We start from the raw sequence: 16,719 nt of genomic DNA, 5'->3' as shown, positions 1-16,719 counted from the left end.
CCTCCTCGAGGAGATTCTCGTGACCGACACCGCGCCCGTCCCGGACACCGAACATTTCGTCCGCAACGGTGAATTCGATATCGCTGTCTACGAATACGGCGATCCCGCCGCCCCGACCATGCTGCTCGTGCACGGCTGGCCCGACGACCATCACCTGTGGGATCGCGTGATTCCCCTGCTGGCCGGGCGGTTTCACGTCGTCGCCTACGACACCCGCGGCCACGGCCGCTCCACCCGCACCGATCGCACCGAGGACTACGGTCTGGACCGCTTCGCCTCCGACTTCTACGCGGTCGCCGATGCGGTGAGCCCGGACCGGCCGGTGCACGTGCTCGCCCACGACTGGGGTTCGGTCCAGGTGTGGGAGGCGGTGTGCGAGCCGCAGGCCGCCACCCGGGTGGCCTCGTTCACCTCCGTCTCCGGCCCGAATCTCGACCACCTGGCGAAGTGGACCCGCGATCGAATGGGCCGCGGCGCGGTGTGGGGGCTGGCCACTCAGTTGCTGTCGTCGGCCTACACCTTCCTGTTCATGACGCCGGGGCTGAACAAGGCGGTGATGCGGCCGCTGTCGTCGGAGAAGGTGTGGAAGCGGTTCATCGGGCTGATGAACGAAACCTCCCCGGAGAACGTCAAACTCGGCCCGGCGTTCCGCCAGGACTTCTTCGACGGGATGCGGATCTACCGCGCGAATATCCTGCCGCGCATGCTCGGCCCGCGCGAGCGGCACACCGAGGTGCCGGTGCAGCTGGTCATCGCCCGCCGCGATATCGCCGTGCGCCCGGCCGGGTACGACGACACATCGAAGTGGACCGATCGGCTGTTCCGGCGCGAGATCGCCGGTGGGCACTGGCTGCCGTTCTCCCATCCGGAATTGCTGGCCACCTCGGCCACCGAACTCGCCACGGCCGTCGACACCGGTGACTATCCGCGCACGCTGCGCCGCGCCGAGGTCGGGGCGCAGGCCGGGCCGTTCACCGATCGGCTGGTCGTGATCACCGGCGGCGGCAGCGGCATCGGCCGGGAAACGGCGCTGGCCTTCGCTCGCCGCGGCGCCGAGGTCGTCGCGTCGGATCTGAACCTGGATGCCGCCAAGGAGACCGTCGAACTGATCACCGCGGCTGGTGGCAGTGCGCACGCCTACGCCGTCGACGTCTCCGACGAAGCGGCGATGAGCGAACACGCGAGCACGGTGATCGCCGCCCACGGCGTGCCCGACATCCTGATCAACAACGCCGGCATCGGTCAGGCCGGAGACTTCTTCGACACCTCCGCCGCCGAATTCGACCGGGTGTTGCGGGTGAATCTCGGCGGTGTGATCAACGGCTGCCGCACCTTCGGCGCCGCCATGGCCGAGCGGGGACTCGGCGGACATGTCGTCAACCTGTCCAGCATGGCCGCCTACAGCCCGCAGCAGGGTTTCAGCGCCTATTCGACCAGCAAATCCGCGGTCTTCATGTTCTCCGACTGCCTGCGCGCCGAACTGGCCGGCAAGGGGATCGAGGTGCACACCATCTGCCCCGGCATCGTGCACACGAATATCGTTGCGACAACGAAGTTCTCGGGCCTGTCCGACGACGCCGAGGCCGCGAAGCAGGCCCGCTACGACGCGCTGTACCGCCGGCGCGGCTACGGCCCGGAGAAGGTCGCCGACCGCATCGTGCGCGCGGTGGAACGTCACCGCGACATCGTCCCCGTCACCCCGGAAGCCCATCTCCAGTACCACTTCAGCCGACTGGCACCGGCCCTGCACCGCTTCGTCGCGGCACGGGTGAAGCTGACGTAGGGGCCTGGGCGGCGGCACCGCGCCGGCGGGAGACTGCGGCATTCACTCCGGATGGGCCGCCGGGTTCGGCTGCGGTGTGCGTTCCGCTTGCGTCCAGGGCGGTTGGACACGTAGTGGTCTCGGGTCCGGGGCTGAATCGGCGGGGTTCTCGGTCTCGGTGGGCGTGTCGGCCGGCGACGCGCTCGCTTCCGCGGGGGTCGAACGCTCCAGGAAGCGCAGCAGCTCCACCGGGAACGGGAGCACCAGCGTCGAATTCTTCTCTGCCGCAACCTCGACCACGGTTTGGAGCAGCCGCAGTTGCAACGCGGCCGGGGCTGTCGCCATCCGTTCGGCGGCATCGGTCAGCTTGCGCGAGGCCTGGAGCTCGCCTTCGGCGGTGATGACGCGGGCGCGGCGTTCGCGTTCTGCCTCCGCCTGCCGCGACATCGACCGTTTCAGCGATTCCGGCAGCGCCACATCCTTGATCTCCACCCGGTCGATGTGCACGCCCCAGGCGAGGGCCGGGCTGTCGATCATCAGCTCCAGGCCCTTGTTCAACTGTTCGCGGTTGGACAGCAGATCGTCGAGCTCGCTTTTGCCGATGATCGACCGCAGCGACGTCTGCGCCACCTGCTCCACGGCGAACAGATAGTCCTGGACCTCGATCACCGCCTGCGTCGGGTCGATCACCCGGAAATACACCACCGCGTCGACCCGCACGGTCACGTTGTCGCGGGTGATGCCCTCCTGGCCGGGCACCGGCATCGTCACGACCTGCATCGGCACCTTGCGCATCTTGTCCACGAACGGAATGAGCACCCGTAACCCCGGTTTACGCACCGCCCGCACCCGCCCGAACCGGAACACCAGCCCCCGCTCGTACTGCTGCACCACCCGCAACCCGGTCCCGAAAGCGACCCCGGTACACACCGCCCCCGCCCCCACGATGAATGCGGCAAACGTCGCAACGTCCATAGCGTCACCACCATGCGAAACGCCCGGTACGCCCGCGACCGGGCTCCTGCCATCGATCATGGCACCGTTGCGCCGAGCGGGCCATCACGCTTTCGGGCGGGGCACGACCGGCCGGATCGCTCGCAGCGGGGGCCGCGCCACAACCGGCTCAGCGGGCGGAGGACGGGTTGTGCGGTTACCGTCCGCTCATGCTTTTCGTCGTCATCGCCGCCGTGGTCGGCACACTCGTCTGGATCTCGGTGGCGGCCGTCCGCCATGAAATATCGTCGGCGACGCGCCGCCGCCGATGGCAGGCCGGCGATACGAGTGGTGGCGGCCGCAGATCCGGCGGAAGTGATTGCGGCGGAGGCGGTTGCAGTACGGCCGGCTGTGGTGGGGGCAGTGGTTGCGGCGGGGGCAGTAGTTGCTCTGGAGGCAATAGTTGCGGCGGGGGCAGTAGTTGCGGCGGGGGCAATAGTTGTGGTGGCGGGAGTAGTAGTTGTGGCGGGGGAACCAGTAGCAGTTGTGGTGGCGGAAGTAGTTGCGGTGGGGGGAGCAGCTGTGGCGGTGGGAGTAGCAACTAGGCGAGCGGGCAGATCGGGGCCCGCGCTCGGGCGACCCAGCGGATCGCTGGTGATCGTGGCCGGGCCCGGTCCGGGCGCATACAAGGCCGACTTGCAGATCGCCGAATTGCGCCCGGTCTCATCACGCCGACCCGTGTGGATCCGGCCGGAGTATGTGGCCGGAAATATTCGTGCCGAGTGATGCTCGATGTCGCCGACCGGCGTGATGGTCACCGTCCTCGGCCAGGTCCGGGCCCGTCAGGCAGGGGAGCGGTGCGGTGAGCCCGGGATGATCTCACCCAGGGCGGTTTCCACCTCGGTGACCCGCTCCGGCGACACGCCCCACGGATTCTCCACTCCCACAACGGTATCCAGATCCCACAACACACATTCCTCGCCCGGGTCGGCGACGATGGACCAGGCGACGACGGTGCGGCCGAGCTGAGTCGCCATCGGCACACCGCTGCCGCCGCCGTAGCCGTCTCCCTCGGGGAAATGGTGCAGGAAACGGCCGTAGGCGGCATCACAGAAGTCGCGATATCGCTCGGTGCACAGGATCAAACCGTGCCATGCCTCGTCCACGGCGTGCGACGGCATCCCGATCACCTGGTCGTCGGCCATGGCCGCACCGCAGCACCGCAACCATTGCCGCAGACCGGTTTCCACCACGTCTCGCGGCTGCCAGGGGCAGGTCTTGAAGACGGCCTCCGGTAATCGCAGCGCATCGACGGCGCGCCGGGTGCGGACCGGATCGATACGCCGGAAGCGGGACAGCACCGGCCCACGGTATGTCGGAATCTCGGTGCGGGACAACTCCGGTGCCCGCGGGCCGCGTGCTTATCGAGCGGGAGTGTCGACGGTGGCGGAGTCGCCGTCCTTCTCACCCCGGGTGGCCAGCAGGCTGGTCACGGTCACCGCGCCGAGCACCACCACGATCACCAGCAGGGAGGCGGCGGTGGGGATCTCCGGTAGCCAGTCCCAATAACCGTGGGCCCAGTGCAGCACCAGTTTGACGCCGATGAAGCCGAGGATCACCGCCAGGCCGTAGGCGAGGTGGACGAGCCGGGCCAGGACCGCCTGCAGGACGAAGTAGAGGGCGCGCAGGCCCAGCAGGGCGAAGGCGTTGGTGGCGAACACCAGGTACGGGTCGCCGGTGACACCGTAGACCGCGGGCACCGAGTCGATGGCGAACACCAGGTCGGTCGCCATAACGGCGGTGACCACCAGGGCGAGCGGGGTCAGGGCGCGGCGCCCGGCTTCCCGCACGGTCATCTTCGTGCCGCGGTAGTCGTCGGTGACGGGCATCAGTCGGCGCATCAGGCGCACCGACCGCATCCGGGAGATGTCGACTTCCTGTTCGTGCCCGGTGACCGCGTCGCGGATCAGCTTGAGCGCGGTGAGCAGCAGAATCGCGCCGAACAGCAGGAACGCCCAGTCCAGTGAGGCCAGCGCGGCCGCGCCGACGGCGATGAAGATGCCGCGCAGCACCAGCGCGCCCACGATGCCGAACAACAGCACCCGTTGCGCCAGCACCGCCGGGACCGCGAAGGCCGCCAGCAGCAGCATGAAGACGAACAGGTTGTCCACCGAGAGCGACTTCTCCAGCAGATAACCGGTGATGAATTCCGTGGCCGGCTTCGACCCGAATCCGGCCCACAGAATGCCGAAGAACGCGACCGGCAACGCCAGGTAGAACGCGGTCCAGCCGACCGCCTCCCGCATCGACACCTCGTGCGGTTTGCGAGTGACGACGAAGTCCAGCGCGAGCAGCACCAGCACACCGGCGATGGTGGCGACCCACAGCCACGGACTGCCGATGGTGTGCAGCTGTTCGGCTGCGAGAACGGACGAATTCACAGGTCTCCTCGGGTATGCGAAAGCACCCGAGGTCTCCTTCACCCGATATCCGGGTGGCCATCCGGGGATCCCGACGGCGGAATCCGTACTGACCGGTGTGGCGCTTGGGAAGTACTCCCCTCGGAAGCGAGGATAGCGAAACCTTTGCCCGAAAACCAAGCGATCCGGACGAATGTGACCGGTCCGACCGCCGCCCGCATTACCTCCGCGGGCTGAGCACCACGACCGATATGGGCCGATCGGTCATCTTCTGATACTGCGCGTACCGGCCCTTGTTGACCTTGTCGACCAGCGTCCACCGCCGCGCGTACTCGGTGTCCTCGGGATATGTCGCCCGCGCGGTCACCGGAATCCGCCGATGCCCGACCTGGATCTCACACTCCGGAGCCGCCTTCACATTCGCCAGCCACCCCGGCGGCCGCGGCGACCCGCCGTTGGACGCCGTCACCAGATAATCGTCACCGTCTCGCGCATAGGTCAGCGCACTGGTCCGCGGCTGCCCCGTCTTGCGCCCCACCGTTCGTAACAAGAGGGTGGGATTTCCGAACAGCAGCCGGTGCCCCACATACCCGTCCGACTTCTCGTAGATCCACTGATGAGCCCGCAGCGCAGTGGAAAACAAATCAGCCATCCCACACCTCCGATCAGGCGACCCCTTTGCCCAACCCTAATCGGCGCGGAGCGCGAAAGCCCGCAACAAGATTCAGCCGCACCCCGTGCATGGGCGATCCGGGATGCGGCCGGCGTCCGCTCAGATCTTGAAGCGTCCCGCGAAGCTGCGCAGCGGCAGGTCCGCGCTGGTGATGATGCCGGGGCGCGCGGCGACCACGGATCGGATGGCGTTCAGGGCCGGCAGGCCGGTGACGGTCATGCCGATCGAGGCGAAGTTCTCCGGGTTCGACAGGTCGAATCCCTTGCGCGGGAAGATCATGTGCTTGCTGTAGATGTTGGGGTCGCCGGTCACCTGAGTGATGTAGCAGCCCTTGATCTCCCACGACGGGTCGGTGTGCGGCGTCATCTGCCATTCGAGATGGGTCTCCACGCGCGCGACGCCGTCGACCATGCCCTGATATTTGATGTAGTTGGCGCCGAGCGAGCCCTTGGGCATGAAGTACCAGCCGAGGTCGACGTCCTTGGTGCAGGCGCCGAGTTCGTAACTGAACTTCACCTCGTCGAGCTCGAGGCCGAAGGCGTCGGCCATGAGGTAGACCGAGTCGGCGAACACCGCGGTGTACTGGTAGAGCGAGTCCGGAATCGTCGGGTCGTCGATCGGGCGGCCGTAGCCCACCGCCTTCCAGGTATCGACGGAATGGTGGCAGGAGACGTCGACCGATTCGGTGACGGTGATGTTCTCGATGTCGGCGACGTCCGCGGTGTGCACGATGCCCAGGATCTGGCACAGGCCCGGGTTCATGCCGGTGCCGTAGAAGGTGGCGTTACCCCGCTCGCAGGCGGCCTGGATCACCTCGCTGACCTTGCGGCCCGAGGGATGGGCGTGGTTGGTGTCGCGGTGGAAGCCGGTGATCCAGTCCGCGGTGGTGACCACGTTGATGCCCGCTTCGAGCACCTTCTCGTAGAGGTCTTCGTCGGGGAACACGCCGTGGAAGGTGAGCACGTCGGGTCGCGCGGCGATGATCTCCTCGACGGTCCCGGTCGCGGTGACCCCGATCGGGCCCAGGCCGACGATCTGACCGGCGTCGCGGCCGATCTTCTCGGGCGTGTAGCAGTGGAGTCCGACGAGTTCGAGATCCGGGTGGTTCCGGATCCGGCCGATCATCTCGGTGCCGAGATTGCCGGTGGCGACCTGGAATACCCGGATCGTGTCGGAGGTGCTCATCGCATGCCTTTCGGTGTGTTCGGTGACGGTACTCGAGCGGTCGCCTCGGCCGCGGGATGAACAGCCCCGCCGTGGGGTAGGCGCGGGTCGGTGCCCGTGGGCCCGCCGTCGGGATAGAACTGCAGCGCCCATTCACGCAGCGCGGTGAATCCCTGAAATTCCTTGCGGCTCAACGCGGGTGGGTCGGAGTAACGCTGGTGCGCCCAGATGTCGATGTCGGCCTGGAACTGTTCGATGACGAAATCGGCCATCGTCTTGCCGTATCGGGTGATCTCCGGGCTGTCGTCGCCCGGCTTGCGGCCGATCCACACGGTGAACCGGACGTCGGAGGTGTATTCGTCCACCGGGGTGACCGCGGGCATGGTGCGGTTGTCGACCATGCCCCAGCTCTTGGTGATCGAACAGCCCAGTCCCGCGTTGATCGACTCGACGCCGCTGTTGACGTCCGATTCGCTGACGCCCTCGTCGAAGGCGATGGTGAAGTCCACGTAGGAGACCGGGCCGGAGAAGTCGTGGCGGGTGAACTCCGGCACGAACGGCGTCTTGTGCACGACCTTGAAATGCGCGAAGTCGACGCCGTTCTCCATGATGTACTGCGGATGCAGTTCCAGCCCCGGCCGGAACAGCGTGGCCGCGGGCACCGGCGGATAGTAGTCGGCGGCGGTCCTGTCGTCGCCGAACGCCTCGAAAATATCCGGCACCTCGAAATACGGTGCGCGACCGTCGATGTCGTACCAGATCCACACCGCCTCGTTGCGTTCGACGACCGGATAGCTGCGGATGCGACGGCCCTTGTTGGGATGTGACTCGTAGGGGATGCAGACGTTGCGCCCCTGCCGATTCCACTCCCAGCCGTGGAACGGGCACACCAGGTTCTCGCCGTCGACGCGCCCGCCGTAGCCCAGGTGCGCGCCGAGATGTTCGCAGTAGGCGTCGAACACCGCCAGCTGCCCCGACGCCGAACGCCACGCGACCATCTCGCGGCCGAAGTACTTCATCTTGTGGACGGCGCCGACCGCGATTTCCGCACACCAGGCGACTTGGAACCAGCCCGTCGGCTCCATCGACAGGGGTGGCTTTGCCATCTCGATCCTCCACGTTCGGCGAGGGGCCGCACATCGCGGCGCGGACCGCTGAACTCAGGCCCGGCGACACGAGAATAGAACCCTCTATGAAAGAAAACAAGAGGGTTCGTTGAAACTGGATGCCGCAGATCAGGCACGGTATTATCGTCGGTCGTGACGGATGTAGTGCTGAGCGGCAGGCGTGCGAACAAGCGCGGTATCCAATCGCGTGAGGCCATGCTCGAGGCCGCGATCACCTCGCTGGCCACCGGCGACCCCGCGGCCGTATCCGGCAACCGGATCGCCCGCGACATCGGCGCCACCTGGGGAGTCGTGAAATATCAGTTCGGCGATATCGACGGCCTGTGGGCGGCGGTACTCCGGTACACCGCCGACAAACGCGGCGATCTGCCCGCCGGCATCGCCACGGAAGGCACCCTGGCCGAACGGGTCAGCGCCCTGATCAACACGATGGCGATCGGCTTGCGCCGCCCCGAATCCCTCGCCATCGAAACCCTGCGCGCCGCCCTGCCCCGCGACCACGCCGAACTCGAACGCGACTATCCGCTGACCGCCGCCGAACTCGCCTCCTGGAAACCCAACTGGGACAAGGCATGTGAACGCGCCTTCGCCGACCTCGGTGTGGACCCGGTGAAAATCCGCCGCGTCGCCGCCCTCATCCCCGCCGCCATGCGCGGCATCACCTCCGAACGCACCCTCGGCACCTACGGCAACCTCGACGACGCCATCCAAGGACTCATCGACGGCATGATCGCGTATTTGGAGAAGTGAGGGCGAGGCCCTGACTCGCCGCTACGACCGGCTCAGCGCCCGGTACAGCCAGTCCTGTGCCGCACCGGTGGTAGTCGTGCCGGTGATCTCGGTGGTGAGCGTCCAGTACCGGCGAATGCGCGGATCGTAATCGTCGGCGCCGTAGAGAAGCCGGCGCCGGAACTCGGCCGTGGGGCGGACGCCCCGGGCCGCGGCATGCGCTGCGAGAAACCGGTCGAGTTCGGCGCCGGGCCGTGGTTCGACGTGGGCGGCCACCAACGGGTCCACGATCGCGCAGGCCTCGGCGACACCGGCGAGCAGTGCGCGTTTGTCGCGAACATGCGCGGGATCGTGGCGCCAGAGCTGTTTCGTCAGCGCGGCGGTCAACACCGGATCGGTTGCGGCGGTGGCGAGTTCGGCGTAGGCGACGACCTGCCGAGATGTGGGATCGGGGGGCGGGGCCGGAATGTTCATGGCGACGAAGGCGTCGAACAATTCCGGTGCGATCGGGGTGAGCAGGCGGCGCCAGAACGCGACGAGATCGTCGTAGGCGCGTCGGCGGTCACCGACGGCGGCCAGCAGTTCCAGCCGTGCGGCGTGCCGGCCGGGCGATGCGTCGGCGACCGCCGCCAGCGCTGCCCTTCGCCAGGTCAGGGCCGCCAATTCGGTGTCCAGCGAAGCTCTTTCGACGGCGACGGCGTCGGTTACCGACGTGGCCCCGGTGAGGACGCCCATGATCGCGGGCAACCCGAGGCCGAGGGTGCGCAGCCGACGCACCAGCTGCAGCCGATCGACCGCGGTCGCCGGATCGAACAGGCGATGCCCGGCCGCGCTGCGGCGCGCTTCCAGCACCCCTTCGTCGCAGTAGAAGCGGATGGTGCGGACGGGGACGCCGGTGCGCAGGGACAGTTCCCCGATGGCCATCAGACCGTCTCGATGTGTGCTGTGAGTCACAATCGCTGGAACCTCCACCCGACTGGGACTCCTACGGTACTGCAACACCGATCAGGCGAGGAGTTCCGACAATGGCCCGAAAGACAACCATCGATACCGAGCAGATCTGGCAGGCCGTCGCCGCCGAGCGCACGAGCCTCGTCGAACTGTTGCGCTCCCTTCCCGAGAATGGTTGGGAGCAGCCTTCTTCGTGTGCGGGCTGGCGGGTTCGCGATGTCGTCGCGCACCTGATCCTGTCGGCCGATTCCGGCCTCGGGGCGATCGTGTTCAATCTGATCCGAGCCCGAGGCGACTTCGACCGCATGGTCCGCGACACCGCCATCCGGCACGCCGGGCGCCGGACCACCACGCAACTGCTCGCCGAGCTGCACGACAGCATCGGCGCCCGTGTCACACCCGTCGGCACCACGCCTGTCGACCGGCTGATGGATCTGCTGGTGCACGGTCAAGACATCGCCATCCCACTCGGCATCCCGCGCGAAATGCCGGTAGCGGCCGCGGAATTGGCACTCGACCGTATATGGAACGGCGGCTTCCCGTTTCACGCCCGTAAGAAGTTCGGTCACTATCACCTCGTCGCCTCCGACAGTGAGTGGACCGCCGGCACCGGACCGGTGATCGAAGGCTCGGTCACCACCCTGCTCCTGCTCATCACCGGCCGCCGGCCCGCCCCGGACCAGCTCACCGGCGAGGGTGCGGCCCAGCTGATGGCCGAGCGAGCAGGGCGGCGATAGACCCGACGGCGGCAGTGGCCCCCTCTTCTCTGGCGAGAATGCTTGTACCGCTGTGGAATTCGCTCCCTGTACGGCAGTGGGCAGCTAGGGTATGCCGGGCGGGGTTGGCGAAGCAGGCGAGTCGCTGTCGCTGGGTGGTGCGCGCCCGAAACCGAATATCGGTAGCCGCTGACTCCGGCGCCCGCCGGAACGCGGCAGGCCGGACACGCATCGGTCGCACCGATGAATTTCGGGTAGGCCCGTCGTCCCTGTCTCTGAACGCACCGACCGACAGGAGTCCAATCATGACGCGACCGTTTCGATTCGGGGTTGTCGCCCCGCTCATGACCGACGTGCCGACATGGCGAGATCGCGTGCGCCGCATCGCGGACAGTGGTTACTCCACGTTGCTGGTGGCCGACTTCCCGCTCACGCAACCGGCTCCCGGCCCCATGCTGGCCACCGCCGCGGCCCTGACCGACCTGCGGGTGGGCACCTGGGTCTACGCCTCTCCGCTGCGCCCGCCGTGGCAGACGGCGTGGGAAGCGCACTCGCTGTCGCTGCTCACCGAGGGCCGCTTCGAGATGGGCATCGGCACCGGCAGGCCGGGAATCGAAGACGAACTGCGCGACAAAGGGCTGCCCGTCGTCTCGCCGGGCGAGCGGCTGGCCGAGGTGCGTAAGACGGTGGAGGCGCTGCGAGATCTCGACGGCTCCGACCTGCGCACGCCCGTGGCGATGGCCGTCCTCGGACCGAAGGCCCGCGCGCTGGCGGCCGAGGTCGCGGACACGGTCACCTTCGCCCTGGGGGATCAGTCCCGCGGCGAAGTCGAGGAGCTGGCCCGCGACTTCCGCATCAGCGGGGAGCTGGAGCTGGCCCTCGCCGTGCCGGTCGTCGGCGACACTGTCGCCCCCCATATGGCACCGCCCGACACCGACCCCGCCGCCCTGCGCGCGGCGGACGCACTGGCCGTACTCCCGGACGACCCGGCGGCCGCGGCCGAGGAAATCCAGCGGCGGCGCGAGGAGATCGGCTTCTCCTACTTCATTTTCGGTGCCGACGTCGCCGAGCGGCTGGCTCCGGTCGTCGCCGAACTCACGGGGCGATAGGTCGCGATGTCGGGCGCGCTGTCAGCGGACCCGATCGGGATATCCGAGGTGTGCTGCGCGGCGGTCGGACGGTGGTTCGGGTGACTTCCCGGCGGAGATGACGTCAGGAACGCACGTCGTGCGGCCCCGCGGCCGGGTCGGTCGACGGCCCGCCCGCATTGCGCGCTTCGACGGCGTGAATGGTCTTGACGAGCTCTTTGTCCAGGACACGTTTGCCGACCGTGCCGATCACCGCCTCGAGGAGATGTCCCGTCAAGTTCTTGCCTTCGCGCACCACGACGGCATCGACTTCGGTGGTCCCGTCGGGCATCGGTGTGAGTGTGTAGGTGTGGCCGGATGCGCCGCCCCACATGTTGGAGTCGGTGGTCGTCATGACGACGTGGTGCGGGTCGGACCAGTCGTAGCGCAGACGCTCCCAGATGTGGTGCGAGCCCTCGGTGACATCGGCGTGGGTGGCGTCGCGGGCATGGACGTGGAGATATTCGTCGGTGCTGTTGCCGAACAATTTCGACCTGCCTGGGCCGAAGTCGGTGAGGGCGGCGACGAACTGCTCCGGTGTCGACGTGGTGGTGTGGGTGAGATGGATGGTGGACATCGTGTGCTCCCTGAAACGAGTTGTGGGATTCGACAGCGGCAGGCAGCGTCCTACCTGCTGGGTGACCATGTCGTACCGGAGGCGGGCGGACCGGAGCGGCGCCGGCGTGCGGCGGTGATATCGGTGCAGGACCGGAAGGCGGCGCTGTCGGGCTCGCCGCGGGCAGTGGTGCCCATGACTGCTCCTCGGATCGCATCGCTGTCGAAACCAGCCTTGCACCGTGGCCACGCCGCCGCACCCGAAACGGACGCCCGATTCAGCGTGGTTACCGTCGCAGCCGGCCGCATCGCTGGTACCGGAACGCGGTCCCGGCGTAGTCGGTGAGCATCGCTAGGTTCAGCCAGCCGGCTCAGCAGCGGTCATATTGACGCGCGTAGGGCTGTGACTCCGGTGGAACATCGCGCGTGGATGGCTGGCAACCGCCGATGAAGACCGCGAGAACGGGGACGTAGGATCCCCCGATCGTGTAGTCGACCACGGCACCGGGCTGGGCCAGGTAGGGAAGATGCTTGTCGGCGAGTTGTGTCGCCTGCGCACGCCTAGCGCTGCTAGCGGATTTCGGTCATAACGCCGGTCCTGGCCTCACTCGGCAGATTTCGCTTTCGCCGTCGTCGAGAAAGCGTCCGGAGTTTTCCGCTGGTGAGAAGGCGTGGGTGGGGCGGGTGGGGCTCGAACCCACGACCAGCGGATTATGAGTCCGCGGCTCTAACCGACTGAGCTACCGCCCCTCGCCGCGCTGCACGCGCGTGGGGGATGCTACCGGGTCGGGGGTGTAACGGCCTAGTTGGGCTCCGGCGGGCAGCGTCTCGCGGTGAAAGGTAATGGTGCCAAGGTGGTTTCGCCGTTGCGCGGCAGTGGCCGGGCACGAGGGCCGCTCGCCGATGACGTAGCACGCCTGTCACTCCACCGCCACAGTCCGATAGCGAACGGGCTGCAGGATCGGCTGATGACAGCCATCTACGCGAGTGAGCAGGTAATCGAACAGCCGGGTCCGTGCATTGCGCCCGCGCAGTCGCGGTATCGGGAGATGCTCGGTGATACCTGGTACGAGGAACGGATCGGCGCGCTGGTCATGCGGTCGGGGCGGCTGTGCGCGGTGATGACACCGGCCGGGCTGGGCGCCTCGGTGCTCGGCCTACTCGGTGATCTGCAGGTGCCGGTGATGGAGGTCGGGGTGGGGGATCGGTGCGTGTGGTCGTTTCTCGCCGAGAATCCCCGCTGCGGTGAGGGAGCGGGCTGGTGGTCGGTGGACCTGTTCCGCTGCTTCGTGACCCAGACCAGACCCGGCGCGTTGATCGCCCTCCCGACACCCGGCAATCCGCGCCGCACGTGGGTGCGCGAACCACAGGGCACCGTGCCGGATCTCCGCCTGGTCGCCGAGACGATCGTCGCCGCCTAGTGCGGGGGAGCGGTCCGTGCGGGCGGCCGTGGTGCAGCGGCACCCCATCGCGCACCCGGTGAACTTTCCGTGCAAACCTCGGCGAAATCGGCGGAAAACGCGAAAAGACGCCGAGGTTTGCACGAATAGTTCACCGAATCGCCGGTCTATCTGCGCCAGGTGGCGGCGAAACTGGCCGCCGGTGGCCGGCCGCTCACCGGATTCCACGACTGAACGAGAGCTGAACCCGATTCACGGCGTCCGGTCCAGCACGAGGTCCGACAGCCGCACCGCGTACATCGAAACCAGTACTGCCTCTTCGTGACCCGGCGCCCCGGGCGGCACATACGAGCGCACGGTTTCGGTTTCGCGCACCAGATCCAGCAGTGCCGCCCGCAGTACCTCGGGGCGGGGAGAGGTGGTCAGCGTGTGAAAGCTGTAGCGCCAGCGGTAATCGTCGATCAGGCGGTGCAGCCGTTCGGCCTCGACCACGTGGTGATACCGCACTCCTTGCGAATGGGAGTCCATGGCGATCAGCAGCTGCTCGACTTCGGCCAGCCGCTCCTCGGTGCCGACCGGTGGCGCGCTGTAGGCGATCTCGCCCGAATCGCGGACGGCGTGCGCGCAGGCTTGCGGCAGATTCCACGGCAGGGACAGCTGCGCCTGCGCGCCGTACTCCGGTCCCGGCCAATGCGGACCCGGACCGGCGTCGACGGCGAACAGCACCGCATAGGGATAGCCCGCGCGGTGCAGCGGTTCGTTGTCCTGCCACGCTGGTCGCTGCGCCGCGTAGTCGAGCATGCGCCGGCGCAGCCGGACCATCGTGCGCAACGCCCGGTAGCGGTCGGGCCGGGCCCAGCCGAAACCGTTGGCGATCAACTCGTGACGCACCGTCGCATTCAGCCGATCCCAGCCCGGGCCGTCGGTGCAGGCGGCGATGCGCACGGAGTACCCGTTGCCGAACAGGTGGCGCAACAGCTGCCGCTCCTCGGTGGCGACCGAGTCGGGCGGGCCGGGCAGCAGGACCGCGCGCAGCGAATCCGCCCCGTCGAATCCGTCGCTACCGATGTGCACATCGATATGACCACGGATCGCGAGTGCCGCCAGCTGTGCGGCGACAATGCGGCCGTAGCGGGCGGCACCCTGTTCGTGCATCGTCGGCGCGAGCAGCATTCCGGCCTGCAGCACCGTCATTCGGGTCGATAATCGTTCGAACGCCGCCGTCATCTGGCCGGGATCCGGAGGCATGCACACCACTCACTCTGTGACACAGGGCAATCAGGTCCGCACCAGTGTAGAGCCCGGCGTGGCGTACATTCGGCAATATCGGGACCGATCCCCGGTCAGATCGTGATCCCGGCCCGGATCAGCTTGCCGGTGATGTTGCGCGGCAACGGCTCCGAGGTGATCCGCCACCGTTCGGGCACCTTGAAATAGGCCAGCCGCGCACGGGCGAATTCGCGGAGATCCGCCTCCGACGCCGTGGAGCCCTCGGCGAGGACGACGACGGCCGCCACCTGCTGCCCCAGATCGGGGTGCGGCTCACCGACGACGGCACATTCCACCACGTCGGGGTGTTCGTCGAGGCACTGCTCGATTTCGACCGGGTAGATGTTCTCGCCGCCGCGCAGGATCAGATCCGATCGGCGGCCGGTCAAGCGCAGGCGGCCCTGTTCGACGACGCCGAAATCGCCGGTGCGCAGCCAGCGCTCGGCGTCGATCGCCGCCGCGGTGGCTTCCGGATTGCGCCAGTACCCCAGCATGACGAAGGGGCTGCGGACGTAGACCTCACCCTCGACGCCCTCGGGAACAGGAGTCCCGTCGGCATCGCGAATCTCGAGTGCCACGCTGATGATCGGCCGGCCCAGCGTGCCGGGGGATTCGGCGAGGTCGGCGGGGGTCGCGACGGCGACGGCGGTACTGCATTCGGTGAGGCCGTAACTGTCCACCAAGGCGTCGGCGGCGAACGGAACCTCCTCGCGCAGCCGCTGTTTGAACGCCGGTGACGACGGCGCCGACGCCAGGGCGAACGCAGTCAGGGAGCGGGTGTCGTAGCGGCCGATATCGCCGTGTTCGAGCAGCCGGGACGCCATGGTCGGCACCGCACCCCAGTTGGTCACCCGTTCCTTCTCGATCAGGCGCAGAATGCGGTCGGCGTCGAACCCGCCCTGCGGCATGATCACGGCACTGCCGGTGGCCAGCCGCGGCACCACCAGGTTGTGCAGGCTGGCGATGTGGAACAGGGGAGAGGTCAGCAGACAGCGCAGATCCAGCGGCGCACCGGGCTCCGTCGTCTTCCCGGTGAACGCGGCGGCGAGCGCGTCGGTGTATTCGAAATAGCCGGTGACGGCCAGCAGATTGCGCTGGGAATGCAAGGCCGCCTTGGGTTTTCCGCTGGTCCCGCTGGTGAACAGGATGACGGCGGGATCGTCCTCCACCACATCGGGGACCGTGGGTTCGGCGCCGGCGTGGGCGGCGATCAGACGCGGCAGATCCTCGTCCATGGTCACCACCGCGGCGGAGGTGTCGATATCGGCGAGCAGTTTCGCCCGCTTCGCGTCCACGACCACCACGGCCGGCTCGGTCAACGCCAGGCCGTACTCGATTTCACGCGGGACCCACCACCCGTTGAGCCCGACCGCGATCGCGCCGAGGCTCTGCGCCGCCCAGAAGGTGATCACCCATTCGACGGTGTTCGCGGCCAGGATCGCGACCCGATCACCGCGCCCCACCCCGTAGTCCTCGTGCAGCGCGGTCGCGAGAGCGGCTGCGGCAGCGGCATGTTCGCGATAGGTGAGCCGCCGGTCCTCGGTGACGAGATAGTCCCGGTCACCGAAGGCGACCGATGCGGCGAGCAGTTCGGCGACCGCGCGGCGGCGATGCCGCAGCACCGGCATGCGCGCGCCGAGCACCTCCTCCTCGACGAGCTCGAACCGGCCGCCCGGACCGGTCAGCTCGCGCATGACGGCGGCGATATCGGGCATGGACGTGGTGGTCATGGGCGGTCCTTCTGTGTGGAGCATCACAACCACCGCACTGTGTCACGCCCACCGGCGGCATTTGCCGGCGTTTCCGCTCAGCGAGACTCCCGCGCGGTTACGCGCGACCCGGCGAGGAGGCGAGCGGGCGACCGCCCGTCCGGACCGCCTGACCGCGCCGCGC

16 protein-coding genes and 1 tRNA gene are annotated in these 16,719 nt (G+C 67.9%); 5 read left to right on the top strand and 12 right to left on the bottom strand.

From position 1 onward, the window contains the following. Positions 1–19 precede the first annotated feature (19 nt). Positions 20–1,783, top strand: a complete 1,764-nt coding sequence (locus NK1_RS31765) for an SDR family oxidoreductase (protein ID WP_439955971.1) — start codon at positions 20–22, stop codon at positions 1,781–1,783. Positions 1,784–1,825: 42 nt separating this feature from the next. Here the strand turns inward: NK1_RS31765 and NK1_RS31760 are convergent, their stop codons facing one another. The 6 genes from NK1_RS31760 to NK1_RS31735 form a co-directional block, all read right to left on the bottom strand. Beyond that, a complete protein-coding gene (locus NK1_RS31760; protein WP_063014729.1) occupies positions 1,826–2,737 on the bottom strand; it encodes a slipin family protein in 912 nt (303 codons plus the stop codon). Positions 2,738–3,537: 800 nt separating this feature from the next. Next, complete coding sequence (locus tag NK1_RS31755; RefSeq protein ID WP_063014760.1) at positions 3,538–4,056, bottom strand: UCP032817 domain-containing protein; 519 nt, start codon at positions 4,054–4,056, stop codon at positions 3,538–3,540. A gap of 60 nt (positions 4,057–4,116) precedes the next feature. Continuing rightward, a complete protein-coding gene (locus NK1_RS31750) occupies positions 4,117–5,136 on the bottom strand; it encodes a TerC family protein (RefSeq protein WP_063014727.1) in 1,020 nt (339 codons plus the stop codon). A gap of 199 nt (positions 5,137–5,335) precedes the next feature. Beyond that, positions 5,336–5,767 (bottom strand): nitroreductase family deazaflavin-dependent oxidoreductase, encoded by a 432-nt coding sequence (locus NK1_RS31745; RefSeq protein ID WP_063014726.1) that lies wholly within the window; start codon positions 5,765–5,767, stop codon positions 5,336–5,338. Between the two features lie 120 nt (positions 5,768–5,887). After that, the gene (locus tag NK1_RS31740) at positions 5,888–6,973 is read right to left on the bottom strand and encodes an NAD(P)H-dependent amine dehydrogenase family protein (protein ID WP_063014724.1); all 1,086 of its coding nucleotides are present in this window, start codon (positions 6,971–6,973) and stop codon (positions 5,888–5,890) included. After that, positions 6,970–8,058, bottom strand: coding sequence for a Rieske 2Fe-2S domain-containing protein (locus NK1_RS31735; RefSeq protein WP_063014722.1), 1,089 nt, complete (start codon positions 8,056–8,058; stop codon positions 6,970–6,972). The genes NK1_RS31740 and NK1_RS31735 overlap by 4 nt, the downstream gene beginning before the upstream one ends. A 153-nt stretch (positions 8,059–8,211) precedes the next feature. Between NK1_RS31735 and NK1_RS31730 the strand changes: the two genes are divergently transcribed. Further along, positions 8,212–8,829: a TetR/AcrR family transcriptional regulator gene (locus NK1_RS31730; protein WP_063014720.1), complete on the top strand. Its 618-nt coding sequence runs from the start codon at positions 8,212–8,214 to the stop codon at positions 8,827–8,829. A gap of 21 nt (positions 8,830–8,850) precedes the next feature. On the opposite strand, the gene NK1_RS31725 is transcribed toward NK1_RS31730, so the two are convergent. Beyond that, on the bottom strand, positions 8,851–9,762 hold the full coding sequence (locus tag NK1_RS31725; protein ID WP_157104544.1) for a MerR family transcriptional regulator: 912 nt from the start codon (positions 9,760–9,762) through the stop codon (positions 8,851–8,853). A gap of 71 nt (positions 9,763–9,833) precedes the next feature. On the opposite strand from NK1_RS31725, the gene NK1_RS31720 reads away from it, so the two are divergent. Together NK1_RS31720 and NK1_RS31715 are read left to right on the top strand one after the other, a co-directional pair. Then, the gene (locus tag NK1_RS31720; protein ID WP_063014717.1) at positions 9,834–10,496 is read left to right on the top strand and encodes a maleylpyruvate isomerase family mycothiol-dependent enzyme; all 663 of its coding nucleotides are present in this window, start codon (positions 9,834–9,836) and stop codon (positions 10,494–10,496) included. Between the two features lie 284 nt (positions 10,497–10,780). Further along, positions 10,781–11,584, top strand: coding sequence for an LLM class flavin-dependent oxidoreductase (locus NK1_RS31715; RefSeq protein ID WP_063014715.1), 804 nt, complete (start codon positions 10,781–10,783; stop codon positions 11,582–11,584). A gap of 103 nt (positions 11,585–11,687) precedes the next feature. Here the strand turns inward: NK1_RS31715 and NK1_RS31710 are convergent, their stop codons facing one another. The 3 genes from NK1_RS31710 to NK1_RS31705 all read right to left on the bottom strand — a co-directional run bounded on the left by NK1_RS31710 (position 11,688) and on the right by NK1_RS31705 (position 12,907). Further along, complete coding sequence (locus tag NK1_RS31710) at positions 11,688–12,179, bottom strand: hypothetical protein (protein ID WP_063014713.1); 492 nt, start codon at positions 12,177–12,179, stop codon at positions 11,688–11,690. 50 nt (positions 12,180–12,229) lie between these two features. Next, entirely contained in the window at positions 12,230–12,355 is a 126-nt protein-coding gene (locus NK1_RS36125) for a hypothetical protein (RefSeq protein ID WP_281189209.1), read from the bottom strand. A 478-nt stretch (positions 12,356–12,833) separates the two neighbouring features. Continuing rightward, positions 12,834–12,907 (bottom strand) — tRNA-Ile (locus NK1_RS31705). Positions 12,908–13,125: 218 nt separating this feature from the next. Between NK1_RS31705 and NK1_RS31700 the strand changes: the two genes are divergently transcribed. After that, positions 13,126–13,578 (top strand): hypothetical protein, encoded by a 453-nt coding sequence (locus NK1_RS31700; RefSeq protein ID WP_063014711.1) that lies wholly within the window; start codon positions 13,126–13,128, stop codon positions 13,576–13,578. Between the two features lie 231 nt (positions 13,579–13,809). Here the strand turns inward: NK1_RS31700 and NK1_RS31695 are convergent, their stop codons facing one another. After that, positions 13,810–14,751 carry a hypothetical protein gene (locus tag NK1_RS31695; RefSeq protein WP_063014710.1) on the bottom strand — a complete coding sequence of 314 codons (942 nt, stop codon included), beginning with the start codon at positions 14,749–14,751 and terminating at the stop codon, positions 13,810–13,812. Positions 14,752–14,900: 149 nt separating this feature from the next. After that, complete coding sequence (gene casG / locus NK1_RS31690; RefSeq protein ID WP_063014708.1) at positions 14,901–16,556, bottom strand: steroid-24-oyl-CoA synthetase; 1,656 nt, start codon at positions 16,554–16,556, stop codon at positions 14,901–14,903. Positions 16,557–16,719 lie beyond the last annotated feature (163 nt).

Source organism: Nocardia kruczakiae NBRC 101016 (assembly GCF_001612965.1).
Classification (GTDB): Bacteria; Actinomycetota; Actinomycetes; order Mycobacteriales; family Mycobacteriaceae; genus Nocardia; species Nocardia kruczakiae.
The sequence above is the reverse complement of the archived record's forward strand: the minus strand, read 5'-3'. Positions and strand labels throughout refer to the sequence as shown.

Excerpts from the sequence above, each read along its gene's own strand:
- NK1_RS31700 (WP_063014711.1), top strand. The coding sequence starts at position 13,126 with ATGACAGCCATCTACGCGAGTGAGCAGGTAATCGAACAGCCGGGTCCG.
- NK1_RS31715 (WP_063014715.1), top strand. The coding sequence starts at position 10,781 with ATGACGCGACCGTTTCGATTCGGGGTTGTCGCCCCGCTCATGACCGAC.
- NK1_RS31695 (WP_063014710.1), bottom strand. The coding sequence starts at position 14,751 with ATGACGGTGCTGCAGGCCGGAATGCTGCTCGCGCCGACGATGCACGAA.
- NK1_RS31740 (WP_063014724.1), bottom strand. The coding sequence starts at position 6,973 with ATGAGCACCTCCGACACGATCCGGGTATTCCAGGTCGCCACCGGCAAT.
- NK1_RS36125 (WP_281189209.1), bottom strand. The coding sequence starts at position 12,355 with ATGGGCACCACTGCCCGCGGCGAGCCCGACAGCGCCGCCTTCCGGTCC.
- casG (WP_063014708.1), bottom strand. The coding sequence starts at position 16,556 with ATGACCACCACGTCCATGCCCGATATCGCCGCCGTCATGCGCGAGCTG.
- NK1_RS31760 (WP_063014729.1), bottom strand. The coding sequence starts at position 2,737 with ATGGACGTTGCGACGTTTGCCGCATTCATCGTGGGGGCGGGGGCGGTG.
- NK1_RS31745 (WP_063014726.1), bottom strand. The coding sequence starts at position 5,767 with ATGGCTGATTTGTTTTCCACTGCGCTGCGGGCTCATCAGTGGATCTAC.
- NK1_RS31735 (WP_063014722.1), bottom strand. The coding sequence starts at position 8,058 with ATGGCAAAGCCACCCCTGTCGATGGAGCCGACGGGCTGGTTCCAAGTC.
- NK1_RS31710 (WP_063014713.1), bottom strand. The coding sequence starts at position 12,179 with ATGTCCACCATCCATCTCACCCACACCACCACGTCGACACCGGAGCAG.
- NK1_RS31720 (WP_063014717.1), top strand. The coding sequence starts at position 9,834 with ATGGCCCGAAAGACAACCATCGATACCGAGCAGATCTGGCAGGCCGTC.